Source organism: Neochlamydia sp. AcF84 (assembly GCF_011087585.1).
Taxonomy (GTDB): domain Bacteria; phylum Chlamydiota; class Chlamydiia; order Chlamydiales; family Parachlamydiaceae; genus Neochlamydia.
Map to the genome: position 1 here is coordinate 1 of NZ_VJOT01000043.1, position 17,671 is coordinate 17,671.

General features: G+C 37.8%; 12 protein-coding genes. 5 read left to right on the forward strand and 7 right to left on the reverse strand.

Annotated features, from left to right (window positions below):
• Positions 1-78: 78 nt before the first annotated feature.
• The 3 genes from NEOC84_RS04170 to NEOC84_RS04180 all read right to left on the reverse strand — a co-directional run bounded on the left by NEOC84_RS04170 (position 79) and on the right by NEOC84_RS04180 (position 1,497).
• On the reverse strand, positions 79-870 hold the full coding sequence (locus NEOC84_RS04170) for an ISAs1 family transposase (protein ID WP_166155819.1): 792 nt from the start codon (positions 868-870) through the stop codon (positions 79-81).
• Between the two features lie 21 nt (positions 871-891).
• Entirely contained in the window at positions 892-1,050 is a 159-nt protein-coding gene (locus NEOC84_RS04175) for a transposase family protein (protein ID WP_166155606.1), read from the reverse strand.
• A gap of 222 nt (positions 1,051-1,272) precedes the next feature.
• The gene (locus NEOC84_RS04180) at positions 1,273-1,497 is read right to left on the reverse strand and encodes a hypothetical protein (protein WP_166155609.1); all 225 of its coding nucleotides are present in this window, start codon (positions 1,495-1,497) and stop codon (positions 1,273-1,275) included.
• A 613-nt stretch (positions 1,498-2,110) separates the two neighbouring features.
• Here NEOC84_RS04180 and NEOC84_RS04185 point away from each other — a divergent pair.
• On the forward strand, positions 2,111-2,965 hold the full coding sequence (locus tag NEOC84_RS04185) for a bifunctional methionine sulfoxide reductase B/A protein (RefSeq protein ID WP_166155612.1): 855 nt from the start codon (positions 2,111-2,113) through the stop codon (positions 2,963-2,965).
• An 86-nt stretch (positions 2,966-3,051) separates the two neighbouring features.
• On the opposite strand, the gene NEOC84_RS04190 is transcribed toward NEOC84_RS04185, so the two are convergent.
• Entirely contained in the window at positions 3,052-4,494 is a 1,443-nt protein-coding gene (locus NEOC84_RS04190) for an anion permease (protein WP_166155615.1), read from the reverse strand.
• Positions 4,495-4,635: 141 nt separating this feature from the next.
• Between NEOC84_RS04190 and NEOC84_RS04195 the strand changes: the two genes are divergently transcribed.
• From NEOC84_RS04195 to NEOC84_RS04205, 3 genes are all read left to right on the forward strand, one after another.
• Positions 4,636-4,947: a hypothetical protein gene (locus NEOC84_RS04195; protein ID WP_166155618.1), complete on the forward strand. Its 312-nt coding sequence runs from the start codon at positions 4,636-4,638 to the stop codon at positions 4,945-4,947.
• 455 nt (positions 4,948-5,402) lie between these two features.
• Positions 5,403-6,377, forward strand: a complete 975-nt coding sequence (locus tag NEOC84_RS04200) for a tRNA-dihydrouridine synthase family protein (protein WP_166155621.1) — start codon at positions 5,403-5,405, stop codon at positions 6,375-6,377.
• Positions 6,378-6,629: 252 nt separating this feature from the next.
• On the forward strand, positions 6,630-10,145 hold the full coding sequence (locus tag NEOC84_RS04205; RefSeq protein WP_166155624.1) for a tetratricopeptide repeat protein: 3,516 nt from the start codon (positions 6,630-6,632) through the stop codon (positions 10,143-10,145).
• Between the two features lie 621 nt (positions 10,146-10,766).
• On the opposite strand, the gene NEOC84_RS04210 is transcribed toward NEOC84_RS04205, so the two are convergent.
• The 3 genes from NEOC84_RS04210 to NEOC84_RS04220 all read right to left on the reverse strand — a co-directional run bounded on the left by NEOC84_RS04210 (position 10,767) and on the right by NEOC84_RS04220 (position 15,081).
• Positions 10,767-12,035 carry an NAD(P)/FAD-dependent oxidoreductase gene (locus NEOC84_RS04210; protein WP_166155627.1) on the reverse strand — a complete coding sequence of 423 codons (1,269 nt, stop codon included), beginning with the start codon at positions 12,033-12,035 and terminating at the stop codon, positions 10,767-10,769.
• A gap of 112 nt (positions 12,036-12,147) precedes the next feature.
• Positions 12,148-13,209, reverse strand: coding sequence for a cytochrome c peroxidase (locus NEOC84_RS04215; RefSeq protein ID WP_166155630.1), 1,062 nt, complete (start codon positions 13,207-13,209; stop codon positions 12,148-12,150).
• A gap of 792 nt (positions 13,210-14,001) precedes the next feature.
• Positions 14,002-15,081 (reverse strand): class I fructose-bisphosphate aldolase, encoded by a 1,080-nt coding sequence (locus tag NEOC84_RS04220; RefSeq protein WP_166155633.1) that lies wholly within the window; start codon positions 15,079-15,081, stop codon positions 14,002-14,004.
• A 231-nt stretch (positions 15,082-15,312) separates the two neighbouring features.
• Here NEOC84_RS04220 and NEOC84_RS04225 point away from each other — a divergent pair, with 231 nt between their 5' ends.
• Entirely contained in the window at positions 15,313-17,028 is a 1,716-nt protein-coding gene (locus tag NEOC84_RS04225) for a protein phosphatase 2C domain-containing protein (protein ID WP_166155636.1), read from the forward strand.
• Positions 17,029-17,671 lie beyond the last annotated feature (643 nt).

Sequence of the window (17,671 nt, forward strand, 5' to 3'; positions counted from 1 at the left end):
AATAACAGCAGCTTAAGGTGGTTTGAAGCCCGTTCCTGAAAACCGACTTCGGAGGGCCTTCTCCATCATTTGTACAGCTTAAGCACAAAGTTTTAGTTCTTCCTGAACTTCTTTGTGCGCCTGCGGCGCACTTTCGATACCCCAATGCAAGCGTATGCCTAGTCCATGCTTTTCAGCGCTAGCTTTTTCACTAGCAATATAGTATCTAGCCTCTATAGATGTCTTATCTTTAATGCGCCTAGTGCTTCTCATGCAGACTAGCGCATTCAGATCTACCCATTCTTCTTTCTGGGGCAGCCAATCTAATTCATGCGTACACCAAACTTCTCGCTTCTCAAAACGATCTCTGCTCTTTTCTTCAATCGAGTAATAATCGCAACTCGCTTCTTTAGGTGTTACCTGTATAGCTTGATCAAAAAAGTTTTTGGTTTCTGCATGTAGATTCCCTTGATTACCTTTCAGTGCGAGTAAGTAATGGCCTCCTTGATGGCGAATCTGTTTAGCTATCTCTTTTTGACATCCAGCTGCATCTATGGTAACTGTAGCTCCTTTGATATCAAGCATATTTAATAACAAGGGAATGGCAGTTATTTCGTTTGATTTTGTGTCCGTAGCAAGCTGGCCAAGTATTAGCTTATTCTCTGCTGCAAAGGCACTAACCATGTGAATTGCTTTTCCTTCAAGAGCTGCATCACACGACCCTCTTAAGGTTTTGCCATCTATAGCGATCACTCCTTTAATGGCTCCAGCAATATTCTGGGTCCATTGCACAAAACATCTTTCAAAATTCGATGCAGATACATAGCGGAAAAATCTTCCTAAAGTATCATGTGATGGCACGCCTGCTAAGCAAATTCCACGCTCTTGCAGCCAAGGTAAATTGCAAGATGCCTATAAATGGATTGTTGCCCAATCATCTGCACCGCATAAAACCGCCAAAATGCTAATTGTAACAATATCAAACAAACTATAGATTTGGTTTCTTTGCTTCCTTGGATCTTCCCGACCCTTAAATACAGCAAAAACACTATGGGGCTTATGAGTATTCATTCATTCCTCCTTTTTAAGGAAAAGAATGATAATTATCCCCCTTGCTTTGTCAACTTAAATCTTCATGCAGTTTCCCTGCAAAATGAATGGATAGAGCCTCTTACATTAAAAATTGTAAAGCTCCTTAAATAGGTAAACAGCCTTGAGAGGACCAAAAAATAAACAGCATTATAAAGAATTAGGAGTTCTCAATGAATGATGCCTAGCATCTTAAAGGGTACCTTAAAGACCCATAGGACGTGGTAAAGGCTTATCTTCCTCACTATCCTTTTCATTTTTATCTTTTTTGCCTTCTCGATTTTTTTTTAAATCTTTTTTTGCTTTTTCTGCTCGCTCGGTAGCATTTATATCAAAAGGTTTGGGAGTAGAGGCAAAAGGATTATTACTAACGATGAGATTGCCATCTTCATAAAGATCTCGGAAACTATTATTGATAGGAGCACCCATAATTTTCCCTCCTGATTAATTTTACTATATAATATTAAAATAATTAATATCAATATAGGTGCAAAAAAATTAAGGGACATAAGGCCACCTAGCAGGAAATTATGGCTAGCCTTGGTAAAACATTTGGGTGGTTTATGTCTTGCCAGTGGATCGAAAACTTTCATGTATGCTGCTTTTTGCTTTAAATGCCTTTCGTTAATCCAGCTTTTCTAATTGCAAGGCCCCCTTTGTCTATCAAAGTGCTTAAGGAAAAAGGTAGATGAGTGAAAAATGTAGTAAGCATCTTAAATAAAAGCATAAGGATGAAGCGGGGTCTAACAGTTTAATGATAGAATGATTGTAAACTTAAATGGATGATGACTTGAGGCTTTTTGCTCTTAAATATTATAATGATCTCTTGCATAGATAGGAGAAAGGGAAGAATAACAAGAGAGGTTTTTTTTGAGGAGAACTTAAATAGATAAGCAAATAGTAGTAAGAATTTTCCCCATATTTTTTGATTAATGCTGCATAAGGAAAGAAAGCTGTATAGATCTAACCTCACTCAGAAAAACACCTGAAATACTATTTAATTCTGTCTCTGAGCTATTAACATTCTTACATTAGGGTTTATATGGAAAGATATCATGCCTTAGATCCTTACGAGGAATCTATCATTTTAAAAAAAGGGACTGAAAAGCCTGGCACGGGTAAATACTACCACTTTGCTGAAGGAGGCATTTATCTATGCCGTTATTGTGATGCTCCTTTATATATGTCCTCCGATAAATTTCCTTCTCAATGCGGATGGCCTAGTTTTGATGATGAAATTAAGGGTGCTGTGGAGCGCAAGCTCGACGCAGATGGGGAGCGTATAGAAATTCTTTGTCGACGCTGCGGTGGGCATCTAGGACATCTTTTTATTGGAGAAAGGCTGACCAGAAAGAATCAGCGCCATTGTGTAAATTCAACATCGCTAACATTTAACCCTGCATTTACTCAAGAGGGCCATGCCAGAGCTGTTTTTGCTGCCGGTTGTTTCTGGGGTGTTGAGCATCTATTTAAAAAAGTTGAAGGGGTAATTAGTACAACCGTAGGTTACATAGGAGGCTCAACAGTGCATCCAACCTATCAAGAGGTCTGTACGGGAATGAGTGGCCACGCAGAAAGCGTGGAAATCATATTTGATCCTGAAATTGTGGCTTATGAAACATTGGCTAAATTATTTTTCGAAATTCATGATCCCTCACAGCACAATCGTCAGGGACCTGATAAGGGTGAACAATATCGCTCGGCAATCTTTTATCTCTCGGAGGCTCAAAAGAAGATAGCCGAAAATTTGGTGATAAAATTGGAACAGAAGGGGATTAAAGTAGCTACCCGCCTTTTGCCAGCAAGCTTTTTTTATCCTGCAGAAGAATATCATCAAGATTACTATGATAAAGCGGGTAAAGAGCCTTATTGCCATGTGCGTGTCGAACGTTTTTAAGTAGGCCTTTTCTTGCAATTACCAATCACTATGCTTCCCGCCTTAACAAATAAGGAGGAAGCAAAGTAAGGTGAATGTAAGTGTGCCTACCATAGATGAAGAATTTTCCACCACAAAGATCCTATTCCTATCCAAATGAACAAAAAGATAAAGCTCGTTACAAATCCCATTTTCCACCAAGTTTTAAGATTTACATATTCAGATCCAAATAAAATAGGTGCTGAGCCCGTTCCATAATGGGTAAGGCAGGCGAACAAGCTGCTTGAGAAGGCAAGTGAAAGAGCTATAAGATAAGGGGGAATATGTAGATGAAGGCCGACAGTCAGAAAAGCCGCATACATAGAGCTAACGTGAGCGGTATTGCTAGCAAAAAGATAATGACTATAAAAATAGGAGAGCACCAAAATGGGCCAGGCTAAATACCAGGAAGTATTTGTCATCATAGCACGAAGGTGGCTACTCATCCAACCAATTAATCCGAAGTTATTTAAATAGGTGGCTATCATCACTAGTGTAGAAAACCAAATCAGTGTATCCCAAGCCTCGTGTTCCCTCTTAATGTCATCCCAAGTAAGTACACCTGTTAAAAGTAAAATGCATATTCCTAAGAAGGCCACCGTTGTACTATCTATGCTAAGATAGGCTTCTCCGCAAATCCATAAAACAATTAACAAGAAAAACACCACTAAAGTAATCCATTCATATTTTGACATAGGACCCATTTGCTGAAGATTCCTGATAGCTAAATCTTTAGCTTCAGGGGTTTCTTTAATTTCTGGAGGATATAATTTATGCACAAGATAGGGAATGGCAATTAAACTTAATACTCCTGGGAGGCTGGCGGCTAAGGCCCATTGGCCCCAGGTAATGGGGATATGATGGTTAAGCAGTACTGCTACGATGAGAGGATTTGCTGCCATGGCTGTGATAAACATGGTGCTAGTAATTAAATTGCAATAGTAGGCGGTAAGGATAAGATAGCTTCCTATGAGGCGTTGAGAATGACGCTCAGGTGAGCTTCCAAAGCTAACAGCTAACGCTCTGACGATAGGAAAAATAATGCCTCCAGCCCGTGCTGTATTACTAGGAATAGCAGGAGCCAAGATAAGTTCGGTAAAAGCTACCCCATATCCTAACCCTAAAGTTTTTTTTCCTAAAAAAGCCACCAATAGATAGGCTAAACGCATGCCCAGTTTTGTTTTAATAAAACTTTTGGAGATAAGGAAGGCAGCAACAACCAGCCAAATGATAGGATGGGAAAAACCGCTTAAAGCTTCCTTCAAGGTTAGAGTTTGAGTGACGATAAGAGTAGTCAGAGCTAATAAAGAAATGGCTCCCATGGGCAGTGCTTTTCCTATTAATCCTACAATCAGAGCGGAAAAAATGGCTAACAGCTGCCAAGCCTTAGGCTCAACTCCTACAGGCGAGGGAGCAAATCCTATGCATGCACCCACTGTGCAAGCAATAAGAAGAGGTAGGAAATTGGCACCTTTAAAAACTACTTTGCTAGAGTGCTGAGGATGTGACATAAGATGTCTCCAAAAATATTTATAAGGAACCTATATTACTAGGAGAAGGAATTTCTTTTAAGATGAAAATCTTGCTTGCGTAGATGAAGCCGATACTGTCATAATGTTATTCTACCCCTTAACCCAAAAGGATTAAAAATTATGATTACAGATATAGAATCTTTAAATTTGTTGGATTTAGACCAATTTTCAGCTGATTTAGAAGAACTCAAGCAGGAGATAATTACTGAAGAAGCTGGAGAAGATGAGGATGATGTTATCCTAGAGGTCATTAAAGTGATCCAGGAAGAAATCGTTAAACGTAAGAGTAATCCAGAGAAAAAAGATCTTGCTAGCAATGTAAAATTTTTGGCTTATATCAATTTATTTAATTCTTTATTCGGAGAAGCAGACTTTGAGGAATTAGATGAGGATGAATTAGAAGATATTGAAGAGGATGAAGAAGAAAAATAATTGATGAATAGAAGAGCGGCATCATGCCGTTCTTCAGCAAGCAAGATCTCTTTTTTACTCTTAAATTTTTTTCATTAGAGCACTAAACTTTGGGTTTAATTAAGGAGAAATATTCATAAAGTTTACGTGTTGGTAGGAATAAATCTTACCTGCTTTTCATAGCTAGGCATCTTTCTTGTAAATTCTCTAGAAATTTTACTACCAAATGTGCATTTTTAATCCCTACTTTTAATTCTAGGTAGCAGGTTTATTTGCCTGTGATTACGAGAATCTTTTTTATTGCTTTTGGCCTTGTTCCTTGAAAATTAGGTTGCAGTCACTCGTTTAATGCTTAGAAAAATTATTAAATATAAGAAAAAATCTTACTAACTATAGATAAATAAGCCTAACGCTTAAGCTTTGATATCTAAAAAATATAGACTCTGCAATTAAGCAAGCTAAAGGCATCAACCATCATGCATTTACTCTCCAAAGACGCCTTTGGGTGTCCTTATCTTTTTCTTGCTCCCATGGAAGGAGTAGGAGACCGCTGCTTTCGTAAAGCAATGGCGACCATAGGGGGATTCGATGAGGGTGTTACCGAATTTATTCGGGTGCCGAGCAATGCTCATACGCCAAGCTTAGCTAAAGTTTATGACTCTCATGAAATCTCTCCTATTCCTTTAGCAGCTCAATTGATGGGATCAGAGCCTAACTTAATGGCAGAAATGGCGCTAGAGATAGCTCGCAGGGGAGCACCTCGCATAGATTTAAACTGTGGGTGCCCTTCTAATAAAGTGACAGGCAGAGGTGCAGGTTCAAGTCTACTAAAAGAACCTCGGCATCTTTATGAAGTTGCAAGGGCTTTAGTAAAAGCTGTAAAGGTTCCCGTGACGGTTAAAATGCGTTCAGGATATGAAGACACTTCTCTTTTTAAAGAAAATTTACTTGCCGCACAAGAAAGTGGGGCGTGTTTTATTACTTTACATCCTCGCACTAAAGTAGAGGGATATGGACCTCCTGCGCGGTGGGATTTGATCGCAGAAGCCAAATCTATTTTGAAAATTCCTGTGGTGGGTAATGGAGATATTTTGTGTGTAGAAGATGCTGTGCGTATGTTGAAAGCAACCCACTGTGATGCCCTCATGGTGGGGCGGGGAAGCGTAATTAACCCCTTTATCTTTCATCAAATAAGGGCTTATTTTTCAGGAAAGGCTTTTCTACCCACATGGAATTCTTTAGATACTTATCTCAGAACTTACTTATCGGAAATACCTTTAACAAGTCCCGTTCGCAATAAAATTAACAAGATGAAGCAATTACTAAGTTTTCTATACAAAGCCAACCCGCAGCTATCAAGCTATCGCCAACAAATGTTAACTTCGCAATTTAACCATTTAGATGCTTTTATGGAGGATGCAATGCATCATCTTAAAAATTTTTATATATAATTTTTTTCCATGTTCTCTAAAAATCCCATGAAAATTTTTATTTTCTGGTTAGTCCCAAGCTCTAGCTTATTCAATGAAAGGCATAATGTTTTATAAATTCTAAAGATTTATAGAATACAAGAATAAATTTTTTTTCTTTTAATTAATTTTTAGCCCATTAAGCTCTCAAGAGCTGGAAATTTTGTATTCCTATTTGCAAGTTTCGTGTTATACCAGGATGCACCTTCAAAATTAGCTAAAAAGGATGAATTTATGAGTTCAGAAATTTCTCTTGGATACCCTTATATTTTTCCTACATTTGAACAGATAGAAGATAAAGCACCTAATCATATAGGAATAAGTTCAGTCTATGCGGAAATTGCCTTAAAGATATTCAAAGAATTAGAACTACTAGATTTGTGCCAAGCCAAGTTAGTATGTAAAGAATGGAAACAGCAAATTAAAGGCAGTTTCTTAGATGAGGAAGAAGCTTACACGCAAGCTTTAAAACGCGCTATTCAAAAGGAAGAACTTATAAAAGTAGCTTCTTTTATAGAAAAATTAGGCGATATTTATGCTGCAAAAAGAACGTCAGAGACATTTCTTCAAGCTGCGGGTCTTTACAATTACGCTTTACAACTATTTTCAGAAGATAGACAGGAAATAATTAAAAAAAAGCTTTTTAATGTTCAAAGCCTACTTACTGAACTATGCAATGGAAAACCTATAAGCCTTGAGCAAATGAGGAAGCAATTTGAAGCTAATCGCCAAGTATTAAAAAAGCTTAGAGAGGAAATAGGGAAAAAAATTCAAGCTCTTGGCTCAAATCCCTCATCTGAGGAAGTAAGAGATCTTTACAAGAAAATTGCTCAAGGGATGAAAGATTTCTTTAAAATTTTGGTCGAACAGAGTATTGATACTTTAGGAGCTGCTCCCTGCGAATATGCTATGATAGGCTTTGGTTCCCTGGCTAGAGAAGAAATGACTCCTTATTCCGATTTAGAATTTGGTATTCTTATCCAGGAGGATAGTGAAGACAATAGAGAGTACTTTAAGCGCCTGACCAATCTAATTCACCTGAGGGTTATTAACTTAGGAGAGACGATTCTTCCTGCTTTGAATATTCCCTGTATGATAAAGGCTGGCTTTTTTGATAGTGTCACTCCTAGAGGTTTTGCTTTTGATGGTGAAGGAGCGAAAGGAAAAGGTTGTAAAACTCCCTTTGGCAATCGCCAAACATTTAAGCTTATTCAAACTCCTGAGAAGATGGCTCAATATATCGCGCAGGATGAACAGGGTAAATGGTGGCATGACAAAGAGCCTCATCTTCCCATGGAGCTTCTGAACTTTACACATCTGTTAGGCAATCTTGAATTAACTGCTCAATATAAGCAAAAAATTCAAGAAAAGCTCAATGCGCCTTACCAACAAGGCCGTAATCTTCGTCAATACTTAGCTAAGGTTCATTTAGTTAAAGAGGATATGATATCTTTTGACCCAGGTATGGGCCATTTAGAAAAACAAGGCATGCTTTTTAAAGTTAAAAATGATTTGTATCGGTTTCCTCATCTAGCCTTGGACCGACTAGCTCTTCTTAAAAAAATAGTAGCCTCTGATACTTTTGGTAGGATCGAACAGCTAAACAAGCAAGGGATTATAACGGATAGCGCAGCTGAAAAGTTAAAGGATTGGATGAGTATCGCGCTATTTATGCGACTTAAAACTTACTCTCATTATCAAGCCCAGCAAGAGATGATGAATCCTCTCATTAAATCTTGTGGCTTCGATAAACCAGAGCTTATTCAAAAGCAATTTGCTTTAGATTCTCATGCATTAGAAGACCTAAAAAAAATTTATCGCGTTTTCATTCCTTTTTATCAAGCTATGCATGAATTTTTAGCTGGTAGGGAAGAAGAGCTTAAATCTTCCACATTAGATGATAACTCATCTCAGACCCAAGGAAATATAGCTTTAAGGTTTTTTCAGTATAAGGAAGCCTTAAAGTGGTATAATAAAGCAATACAAGAAGATCCGGAAAATCCTCAAGCATTAAATGCGTTAGGAACCCTTTACTATGAGCAAGGCAATTTAGAGAAGGCGGCTGCATACGTTAGCCAAGCAATCGAAATTAATCATGATTGTTTGAATAAAAATTGTCTTAACTTAACGGATTACTATTATCACACTGCTAATCTAGTAAGAAGCTATTACAATCTAGGATTAATCCACCATGAAAAAGGTAATTTAAAGGAAGCTGCGGAGTATACTTATAAGGGAATTGATATTTGCCTTAAGTTATTTGGTGAGAATCATTTTAGTGTGGCCGGGGGTTACAACAACCTAGGAATGATCTTGCAAGATCAAGGAAAATTAGAGGAAGCAGCGGAGTATGCTAAGAAAGCGCTAGCAATTGACCTTAAACGTTTTGGTGAGAATCATCCAAGCGTGGCAAGGGATTATACTAATCTGGGAATGGCCTACCAAGAACAAGGTAATTTGGAAGAGGCTACTCACCTAATCAAAAAGGCGTTAGAAATAGATATCAAGCTGTATGGAGAAAATCACCCGCAAGTAGCAATCGAATACGAAAATTTAGGAATGATCTGCCATGAGCAAAAAGATCTTGAGACAGCAATCAAGCTAGTGAAAAAAGCTTTAGAAATTAACTTTAAGCTATATGGAGAAATTCATCCGTCTGTGGCAATGAATTATAATAATCTAGGAAAGATTTGGCAGGAGCAAGAAAATTTAGGACAAGCAGCTGAGCACTACATGAAAGCTTTAGTGCTCCATCGTAAGCTAAATGGAGAAGATCATCCTAACGTAGCTTTAGGCTATAATAACCTAGCAACAATCTACAAAGAACAAGAAAACTTAAAGCAAGCTGTTAAGTATTGTAAAAAAGCTCTTAAAATTGATAAACACATCTCGGGCGATAATAATCCAAATGTTGAAAGAGATTACTATCATTTGGGCCTCTATTTTGAATTACAGAAGAATTTAGTACAAGCAGCTGAATACCTTGGAAATGGCCTTGAGGTCCACTACAACCTACATGGTGAATTTCAACCTAGTGCAAGAACTTATTACGAAAGTTTAGTAATAATTTATAAAGAGTTAATAAAGACCTACCAAGAACAAGAAAATTTAGAGCAAGCCGCTACATATGCTGAAAAAGACCTTAAAATTAAACTTAGGTATTATGGAGAGAAGCATCGTGAAATTGCTATTTCTTATGATAATTTAGCCCAAATCCTCCAAGATCAAGGGCTTTTAGAGCAGGCAGCTGAGCATGCTGAAGAAGCCTGTAAGATTAATGAAGAGCTGTTTGGTGAAAACTATGATGAGAATGTAGCGAACTGCTACGGCAACCTGGGAACGATCTATAGGCAGCTAGAAAAGTTAGAACTAGCAGCAGAGTATGCAAAGAAAGCGCTTAGAATTGATTTGGAACTATATGGTGAAAATCATAACGCTGTAGCAATCGATTACAATAACCTAGGAACGATCTACCAACAGCAAGGAAATTTTCAGTTAGCGGCAGAGTGTGCAGAGAAAGCACTTAAGATTGATCTTGAGATAGAGGGTGAAAATCATCCAAATGTGATAAGTGATTACAATAATCTAAGAATGCTTTATCTAGTCCTCGGAAACATAAATAAAGTTTTTGAATATACAAAAGAAGCACTACGTAGCAGTATTGTGACATATGGTCTTCAGCATCCTACAACCATTGAAATTAATACCGATCTCAAAGATCTTAAATTGCTTGTTATGAAAACAAGCTGATTCTCTTAGAATAGCTGGGTAGCAGAAGGAAAAGGCAAATGATTGAGCTAATTTAAATATGAGATCTTAGCTCTACTTCTTAAGAGCTTCTTAGATATTCTAAGGAATAGGCATGCTGGTTTTTATTAAGTTGTGGCTTATAAAATGCCAGCTTGCCCTTGTATCATGTAGCTCTTGGGCCGACATGCCACCTTAGAAAAAATGAGTAGAGCTTGGCAGGTATTTTTTAGTTAACTGAAGAATGCTGTGAGGCCGTGAAAGAAGGAATACATGAATGTTGAAATTAAGTTTTTAGCGCAGCTGACATTCCCATATGATGTCTTTTTGCTAGTTCTAACTTTTTTTCTCTTCACCATGCTTTTAGTCAGACGAGAGGAAGCTTTATAGTTTTGTATATAAAAGCTCTTAAAATATGAAGTTTTTGATAGGCAGCTTTTGCAAAAAGCTAGCCGCATACCGAAATGCATCCTAGGGCATAAAGCAGCTGTAGAATTACTGCTTAAGAAAGCTTTTTAGTAGGCCTGTAGGATAGCAAAACTTTCCTGGCACCATTGTTTTTAAAACAAAGATAAATGCGCTTCTATTTATTCCTGCAGTTTTATTTAAAATTTAAAGTTTCTATCAACGGATCGGTTCATCTTTATCAGTTAGGGGACGAGTAATAAGCCGTATGCACCGCTGATTACGGCAATATAGATAAAACCAGTTGAGCATGACCACTAATCGATTGGCGAAGCTGATAAGGAAATGGATATGGATAAAGCACCATGCTAGCCAGGCAATAAAGCCTGTGATTTTTAATTTTCCTACTACGGCTACGGCTTTTGCTTTTCCAATGGTTGCCATCATGCCTTTGTCGAAGTACTTGAAAGGTTTTCTCTGTTTGCCGCAAATATTCTTTCTTATTAGCTTAGCCACGTAATGACTTTGTTGAATGGCAACAGGAGCTATACCCGGCAAGGGAAGACCTGCTGTATCTAAGAGAAGAGCAGCATCGCCAATCACAAATATCTCGGGATAACCAGGAACGGATAAATCATTGGCGACATGTATTCGTCCGGTATGATCTTGCATGACTTCTAATGTATCCAATAAAGGAGAAGTTTGATTACCAGCCGCCCAAATGGCATTACGGCTGTCGATAAACTTATCTCCTATTCTTACTCCTTCAGAAGTTATTTCAGTTACTCTGGTTTTTAAAATTATTTCTACTCCCAGCTTTCTTAAATCTATAGCTGCTTTTTCGGCTAAATCTTTAGGGAAGCTAGAGAGTATTTGCTCAGAGCCTTCAATCAAATAAACACGTGCATGCTCAGGGTTAATATGACGAAAATTATGGATTAAAGAGGTATGAGCAATTTCAGCAATAGCTCCTGCCATTTCTACCCCTGTAGGACCTGCACCTACAATTACGAATTGTAAAAATTTTAAGGTTTCCTCAGGTTTGGTGCATCGTTCGGCTCTTTCAAAGCTTAAAAGAATGCGTTCTCTAATTCTTATGGCATCTTGCAAAGTTTTTAAGCCAGGGGCAAATGCTTCCCATTCTGCATGTCCAAAATAGGTGTGCTGAGAGCCTGGAGCAAGGATTAAATAATCATAATTGTAAGTTTCCCCATTCTCTGCTATTACTATTTTTTTTTCTTTATCTACGGCGGTAATGTTGGCTAAAAGCACTGTTACATTCTCTTGTTTAGAGAAGATGGTACGAATAGGTGAAGCAATATTAGCTGGCGATAATGCAGCACTGGCCACTTGGTATAAAAGGGGTTGGAAAAGGTGGTGATTAGTTTTATCAAGTAGTAAGACATCTACTGCTGCTTTTTTTAAAGCTTTAGCAGCATTAAGGCCACCAAATCCTCCTCCCACAATTACAACTTTTGGCTTGCTCATGCTTATAACCTTTTTAATCATTTTTTATTATTAGAGGACCGAATAAATCAACTAAATTTCTTCAATATTTTTGCCTTACTGAACTTCTCAAAGCAGGCTCCTAGAAACATTACTATTCAGGAAAAGTCGAAGGCGCTTGAATGTGTTGCCAACCTTCACCATCGAGGGCTTTTAAGAAACTAAGGAGAGCTTTCTTTTCTTCTTCTTTAAGCTGCAAAGGCTTCATCAAAGGATGCAGATTAGGATTAGGCGTGCCTCCTTTATCATAATACTCAATCACTTCCTCTAGGGTCTTAAGGCTTCCATCGTGCATATAAGGATGATTACTAACTATTTCTCTGAGGATAGGCACTTTAAAAGCTCCCCAATCTTTATCTTTTTTTGTTATTTCATACCGTCCTAAGTCTGGCTTAGAAGAAGCCATCCCTATCCCAATATTAGCAAAATCTCCGCTGCTAAAATTAACCCCATGATGACAATCAATGCATCCTTTTGATAAAAATACTTGATAACCATGTGCTTGCTCAGCACTCATAGCTGATTTGTCGCCTTTAATGTAGCGATCATAAGGCGAATTCCCCGATAAGAGGGTTCGTTCAAATGTTGAGAGGGCTTTGGCAATATCATCTATTGTACACTCTTCATTGTTGAAAACTTCTTTAAACAGAAGTCGATAGCCTGCAATGTTTTTTACACGTTCTTGACATTGCCAATGGGCCTCATGAGGGTTATCTGCTAAAGTCATTTCTTTAGGATTGGCAATAGGCCCTTTACTTTGTTCTTCAAGCGTTTTAGCTCTACCGTCCCAAAATAGTAAAGGTTGATAGGCTGAATTGATAATGGTCATGGAGTGGCGGCTGCCGTACCGTCCTTTAATTCCTATGGATACAGGTCTGCGGTCTGAAAAACCTTCAGAGGGCGCATGGCAGCTTGCACAGGAAACAGTTCCATCTGAAGAGAGCCTAGTATCAAAATATAAAAGCCGTCCTAACTCTGCTTTTTTTGCATGGTATGGATTATCTTTAGGCCAAGGAATTTCAGGTAACCCATAAGGAAGGGTAAGTTTTTGAGGCTCGGCCAAAAAATTCATCTTCGATGCATCGCTGACATTCACTTCACTCCATACTACACCCATCCAGAAAAAAGCTATCCATGCTATCTGCGCAAGCTTCATACCCTCTCCATTCTCTCCATAAAACTGCATTTTGCATTTTAAAGTTCAATTGTGCAAGATTAAATACTTAAGCTCTTAATGCGTAAAAACTTAATGATTATAAAAGTAGATAAATTAGATCGAGAAGTTGCGTTAATAGGCATTTAATCACATATTCTAACTCTAAATTCTTTTACTCTTTGAAGGCAATTCACTAATAATTTTATTAGGCTACAGCTCTTCTTGCTAATGAGCTCAAGCATCGAGGGTCGATAAAACTAGATATAGATCCAACCTTTAAGCTTTTGAGAGAAATGTAGTTTTTTAAGCTTTTGGCTAGTTTTTTATGCGTGATGGATTTTAAAAACTAGATTGCAAAGTAAAGAGGAGATGAGTAAGGAGATCAAAAGGGTGGGCATAATTTTTTTACCGCACCAGACTATATAATAAAGGCTTTTTTCCTCTTAAAAGCTCTTTATTTATCATGTAGATTTACTTAAAGAGCGGATAAAAAGCTGAAAAAACTCAGACATTTGTAATCAAATTAGGTTCTACTAATCTACTTGCCTATCAGAAAATGTTGGAGAAGTCCATGCATAAAAAGCAATAGACTTCCAGCAATAAGTAGTGTTTATTGAAAGCCAAATCGCTGAAAAATTTTTCCTAGCGCAAATTTAGCTCATACAATCTTTTTCTAATCTTCTTTGGTGCTTATCTCCTTAAAGTTTATGAGGGTGCAAACTATTGAATATCTTTTTATCTTTTAGTCTTTTTGATAACTTAAATTTTTTATGATCTTTTTTAAACTTTTTGCTAGGCAATAGTAATAGCTTCGTTTAGATAGACATCTTGTATGGCATGGAAGATTTTTATGCCTTCGTCAAGAGGGCATTGAAAAGTTTTACGTCCACTGATTAGGCCCATCCCTCCGGCTCTTTTGTTAATGACAGCTGTACGAACCGCCTCTTCCAAGTTTTTTTGCCCTAGAGAAGCTCCTCCTGAATTGATAAGCCCCACGCGACCACTATAGCCATTTAATACTTGATAACGGCAAAGATCGATAGGGTGGTCAGTACAAAGGTCTGTATACATAGCTTCAGCATATTTACCGTAGCTGCCTTTCTTATCTTTATTTAGAGCTTTATAGCCACCATTATTAAGAGGTAGTTTTTGTTTTACAATATCTGCTCCAATGGTTGCTCCTAGATGATTGGCCTGGCCTGTGAGGTCAGCACTCTCATGGTAATCTACACCATCAACTTTAAAAGCTGGGTTACGTAGATAACACCAAAGAATGGTAGCCATTCCTAGCTCATGCGCCTGTGAAAAAGCCTCGCTAATTTCCTTAATCTGACGATGACTTTCTGGGGCACCAAAATAAATGGTGGCACCTACAGCCATTGCTCCCATATTCCAGGCTTGCTTAACATTTCCGAAAAGAATTTGGTCATATCGGTTAGGATAGCTAAGAAGCTCATTATGATTGATTTTTGCTATAAAAGGAAGGCGATGTGCATATTTTCGTGCGACAAGCCCTAATGTTTCTAAGGTGGAGGCTACTGCATTACAGCCACTTTCTAAAGCTAATTTCATAATATTTTGCGGGTCAAAATAGATAGGGTTAGGAGCAAAAGTAGCGCCTGCTGAATGTTCGATACCCTGATCAACAGGAAGGATAGAAAGATATCCTGTCCCCCCTAAGCGCCCATGATTAAAGAGCGCTTGAAGGCTAGCAAGCACGCGTATGGGACGATCACTAACACCATGAATTTTACTTAGCCACTCTGGCCCAGGCAAATGAAGTGCCTCTTTGGAAACTTTTTTACATTGGTAGTGGAGTAAAGAATCAGCTTCAGCTCCAAGAAATCTTTCAATATCAGCTATTTCAAGCACAGCAAACCTCGCAAGTATTAGTTATAAAATTCATCCTAAATAATCAGACAAAAATATGCTAGTAAACTTCCTTCAAATAATAAAAAAATGAAATCAGAAGATTTTTACCAGGCTTTTCTACTTAAGCTTCTTCCTGGTTAATAGAATTATTAAGGGATGGCATGGTTATTGCATAATTATTAAAAAATTTTATTTATAAGATGATTAAGTGATAGCATTTAGGAGGAGAATATGAATATCTTCAATAAAGAAAAATCCCCTATCCATAATAATTGGCAAACCAATCGTCTCTATAATCAACAAGAGGTTCAGAAAAGCTCCTCTTCTAATCCTCAAGCAATTCCCGGCACTTCTCTTACCCATCCTCAAGTGATAGTAAGAACTAGTCAGTTGCAAAAAAATATAGAAGTAACACCAAAAGCTACGGATCAAAGAAGTCCTATTAACACGGCAGCAATCCGAACAATAGTATCAGAACAACACCCTAATCGTGAAAAGCTTAGAGAAGTTCTTAATCGAGCTAATCTTTCTATCCGTACCGAAGATAAAGAGAAGCATCCAAAAATTTTAGCTGATTTAAAGACAGCGATTGAGCAGCATCGCCAAGAAATCAAAAAAGGAGGAATTCTAAGACAGATCCAACATCTTTTTAGTAAAACTTTTGGATTTTCTATAACCGTTAAAGCTGAACAGGCGTATGAAAATTTTTTCAATAGCCTGAGTGCAAAAGATCAAGAATACACACAAGACATTTATTTTAAAAAAATAGGAACAAATGAGGATAACGGCTCGCAAGGGTTAAAGCTATCCTCAGGTAAGTCACGGGCGATGTATCATGAGAGTACAGTTCCTGCTAATGAATATAAGATTAAAGGCTCCCCAACTGAACAAATTTTTAGAAACATGGATAGAGGGGCTGCAGGGCAGGTGGATGGAAAAAATTACGGGATAGTTTGTGATGGTTCTTCCTCAGGTGAATATGTAATGAAAGCGGCCCAAGCTTTTACTAAAAGCATGGAAGCATTCATAAGAAAGGGCAGCTTTAACAAAAACCTTGAGCCAACTGCATTAGAAGAGCTAACGAAAGAAGTTTTTGTAAACGCCTCAAAATCTGTCAAGGTAGATGATAATACTTATGCAAAGGCAGCTACAGCTGTATTTGCAACTTTTTCGGATATTCCTGATCGTAGGGATATTTATCTAGTCAATGGAGGGGCCATTGGGGACACAATAGCTGTTAGTGTCAATCGTGCTCAAGGCACCGCAAAGCAGCTCAACACGATTACTAAACAGAATCCTATGGATCATGCAGATTCGGGAGGGGCCCTTCAAGTAGGGGAAATGCAAAAAAGTGATTTAGAGAAAATTTCAACTTTTTCGGCAGAAGTAAATCATGATGATGTCGTTATCTTAGCCAGCGATGGCCTTGCAGATAATATTTATGCAGGAAACCTAGAAGGGCTTTCTCCTGAAGAGGGGGCAGCAGAGGTAAAAAGGCAACTAGAAGTGATTCTCCCTCTCATTATCTTCAGTTCGAAATTTGACCAATCTTTAGAAGAGTTAAAAAGTGAGGGGCAGCCCTGGCTAGATAAAGATCCTCCTACTTTGCCAACAGCAGAGGATTTAAAGGAATTTACAAAAGATGAGGTAATAGACACCTCTGTCGATAACGAAAAAATTGCCCAGCGTCTAAATAATTATATTAAGTTTATCACAGACCCTCAACATCAAGTGGTTACACAAGCAAGAGATTTACAGCAGCAGATAATAGAAATTCACAATAAGATAAACAGTTCTTCAGAGGAAGAAAACGCTAATGCTTGGAAAGCCCAGCTAAAAGAGCTAGAGGAAAAATTAGAAATGGTAAAGCAGCAAATTAGGGATCCTAAAAACGTAGCAAAAACCGATGATAGCCTGCTGGTCATATTATCTCCTACAGGGGAATAAACAGGTCCTTAGAGTGAAAAGGTAGGGGGGATGTGCAAGATACAAGGTTTAAATCGGATAGGTAATAAAGCCTATAGCCGACCATAAGATGATCAATAGAAAGCTTGTTTATCATGAGGGCCATCCCCACAAGCAGCTTTTACACTCTTTGGCAGCTTTGGTATCATTAGAAGAGCGTGAAATGGATAAATCATAAGCAGCTTTAATTATCCATGCGCATAAGCTAGCTTCAAGGGGGGGATTTTGAAAGTCCCTTCTTTCCTGTACTTTTATTTTCTCTCCCATCCTTTAATAGCTACATCCGGCATGAATTTATACCTCCTTTTTTGCTTTAAAATTTTGTTATAATCGGGCCGATTATGTATGTGGTAAGCAAGCTTTTTTTGATGGTTGAGTATAATTTTGTTTTTGCAAACTATATTTTGTAGCTCATATGTATTAAAGAGTACTCATATTGCATACGCTTCTTAACATTTATGCCACAACGTCACTACTATACTTAAAAATTTTTTCGAAAAAACATTTTTAAAATCATGAGACAACCTTTTTTTTAGCTATTTCCTTATCCGCTAACTCACGTTGTTCTAGACATCAATCCATGGCGGTTTTTTTAAAGCATACACCAGCTTATCAATCTTTCTGC

Bases quoted from the DNA above. Each gene is read 5' to 3' on its own strand.
- NEOC84_RS04190 (WP_166155615.1), bottom strand. From the start codon at position 4,494: ATGTCACATCCTCAGCACTCTAGCAAAGTAGTTTTTAAAGGTGCCAAT.
- NEOC84_RS04210 (WP_166155627.1), bottom strand. From the start codon at position 12,035: ATGAGCAAGCCAAAAGTTGTAATTGTGGGAGGAGGATTTGGTGGCCTT.
- NEOC84_RS04175 (WP_166155606.1), bottom strand. From the start codon at position 1,050: ATGAATACTCATAAGCCCCATAGTGTTTTTGCTGTATTTAAGGGTCGG.
- NEOC84_RS04185 (WP_166155612.1), top strand. From the start codon at position 2,111: ATGGAAAGATATCATGCCTTAGATCCTTACGAGGAATCTATCATTTTA.
- NEOC84_RS04225 (WP_166155636.1), top strand. From the start codon at position 15,313: ATGAATATCTTCAATAAAGAAAAATCCCCTATCCATAATAATTGGCAA.
- NEOC84_RS04195 (WP_166155618.1), top strand. From the start codon at position 4,636: ATGATTACAGATATAGAATCTTTAAATTTGTTGGATTTAGACCAATTT.
- NEOC84_RS04200 (WP_166155621.1), top strand. From the start codon at position 5,403: ATGCATTTACTCTCCAAAGACGCCTTTGGGTGTCCTTATCTTTTTCTT.
- NEOC84_RS04215 (WP_166155630.1), bottom strand. From the start codon at position 13,209: ATGAAGCTTGCGCAGATAGCATGGATAGCTTTTTTCTGGATGGGTGTA.
- NEOC84_RS04205 (WP_166155624.1), top strand. From the start codon at position 6,630: ATGAGTTCAGAAATTTCTCTTGGATACCCTTATATTTTTCCTACATTT.
- NEOC84_RS04180 (WP_166155609.1), bottom strand. From the start codon at position 1,497: ATGGGTGCTCCTATCAATAATAGTTTCCGAGATCTTTATGAAGATGGC.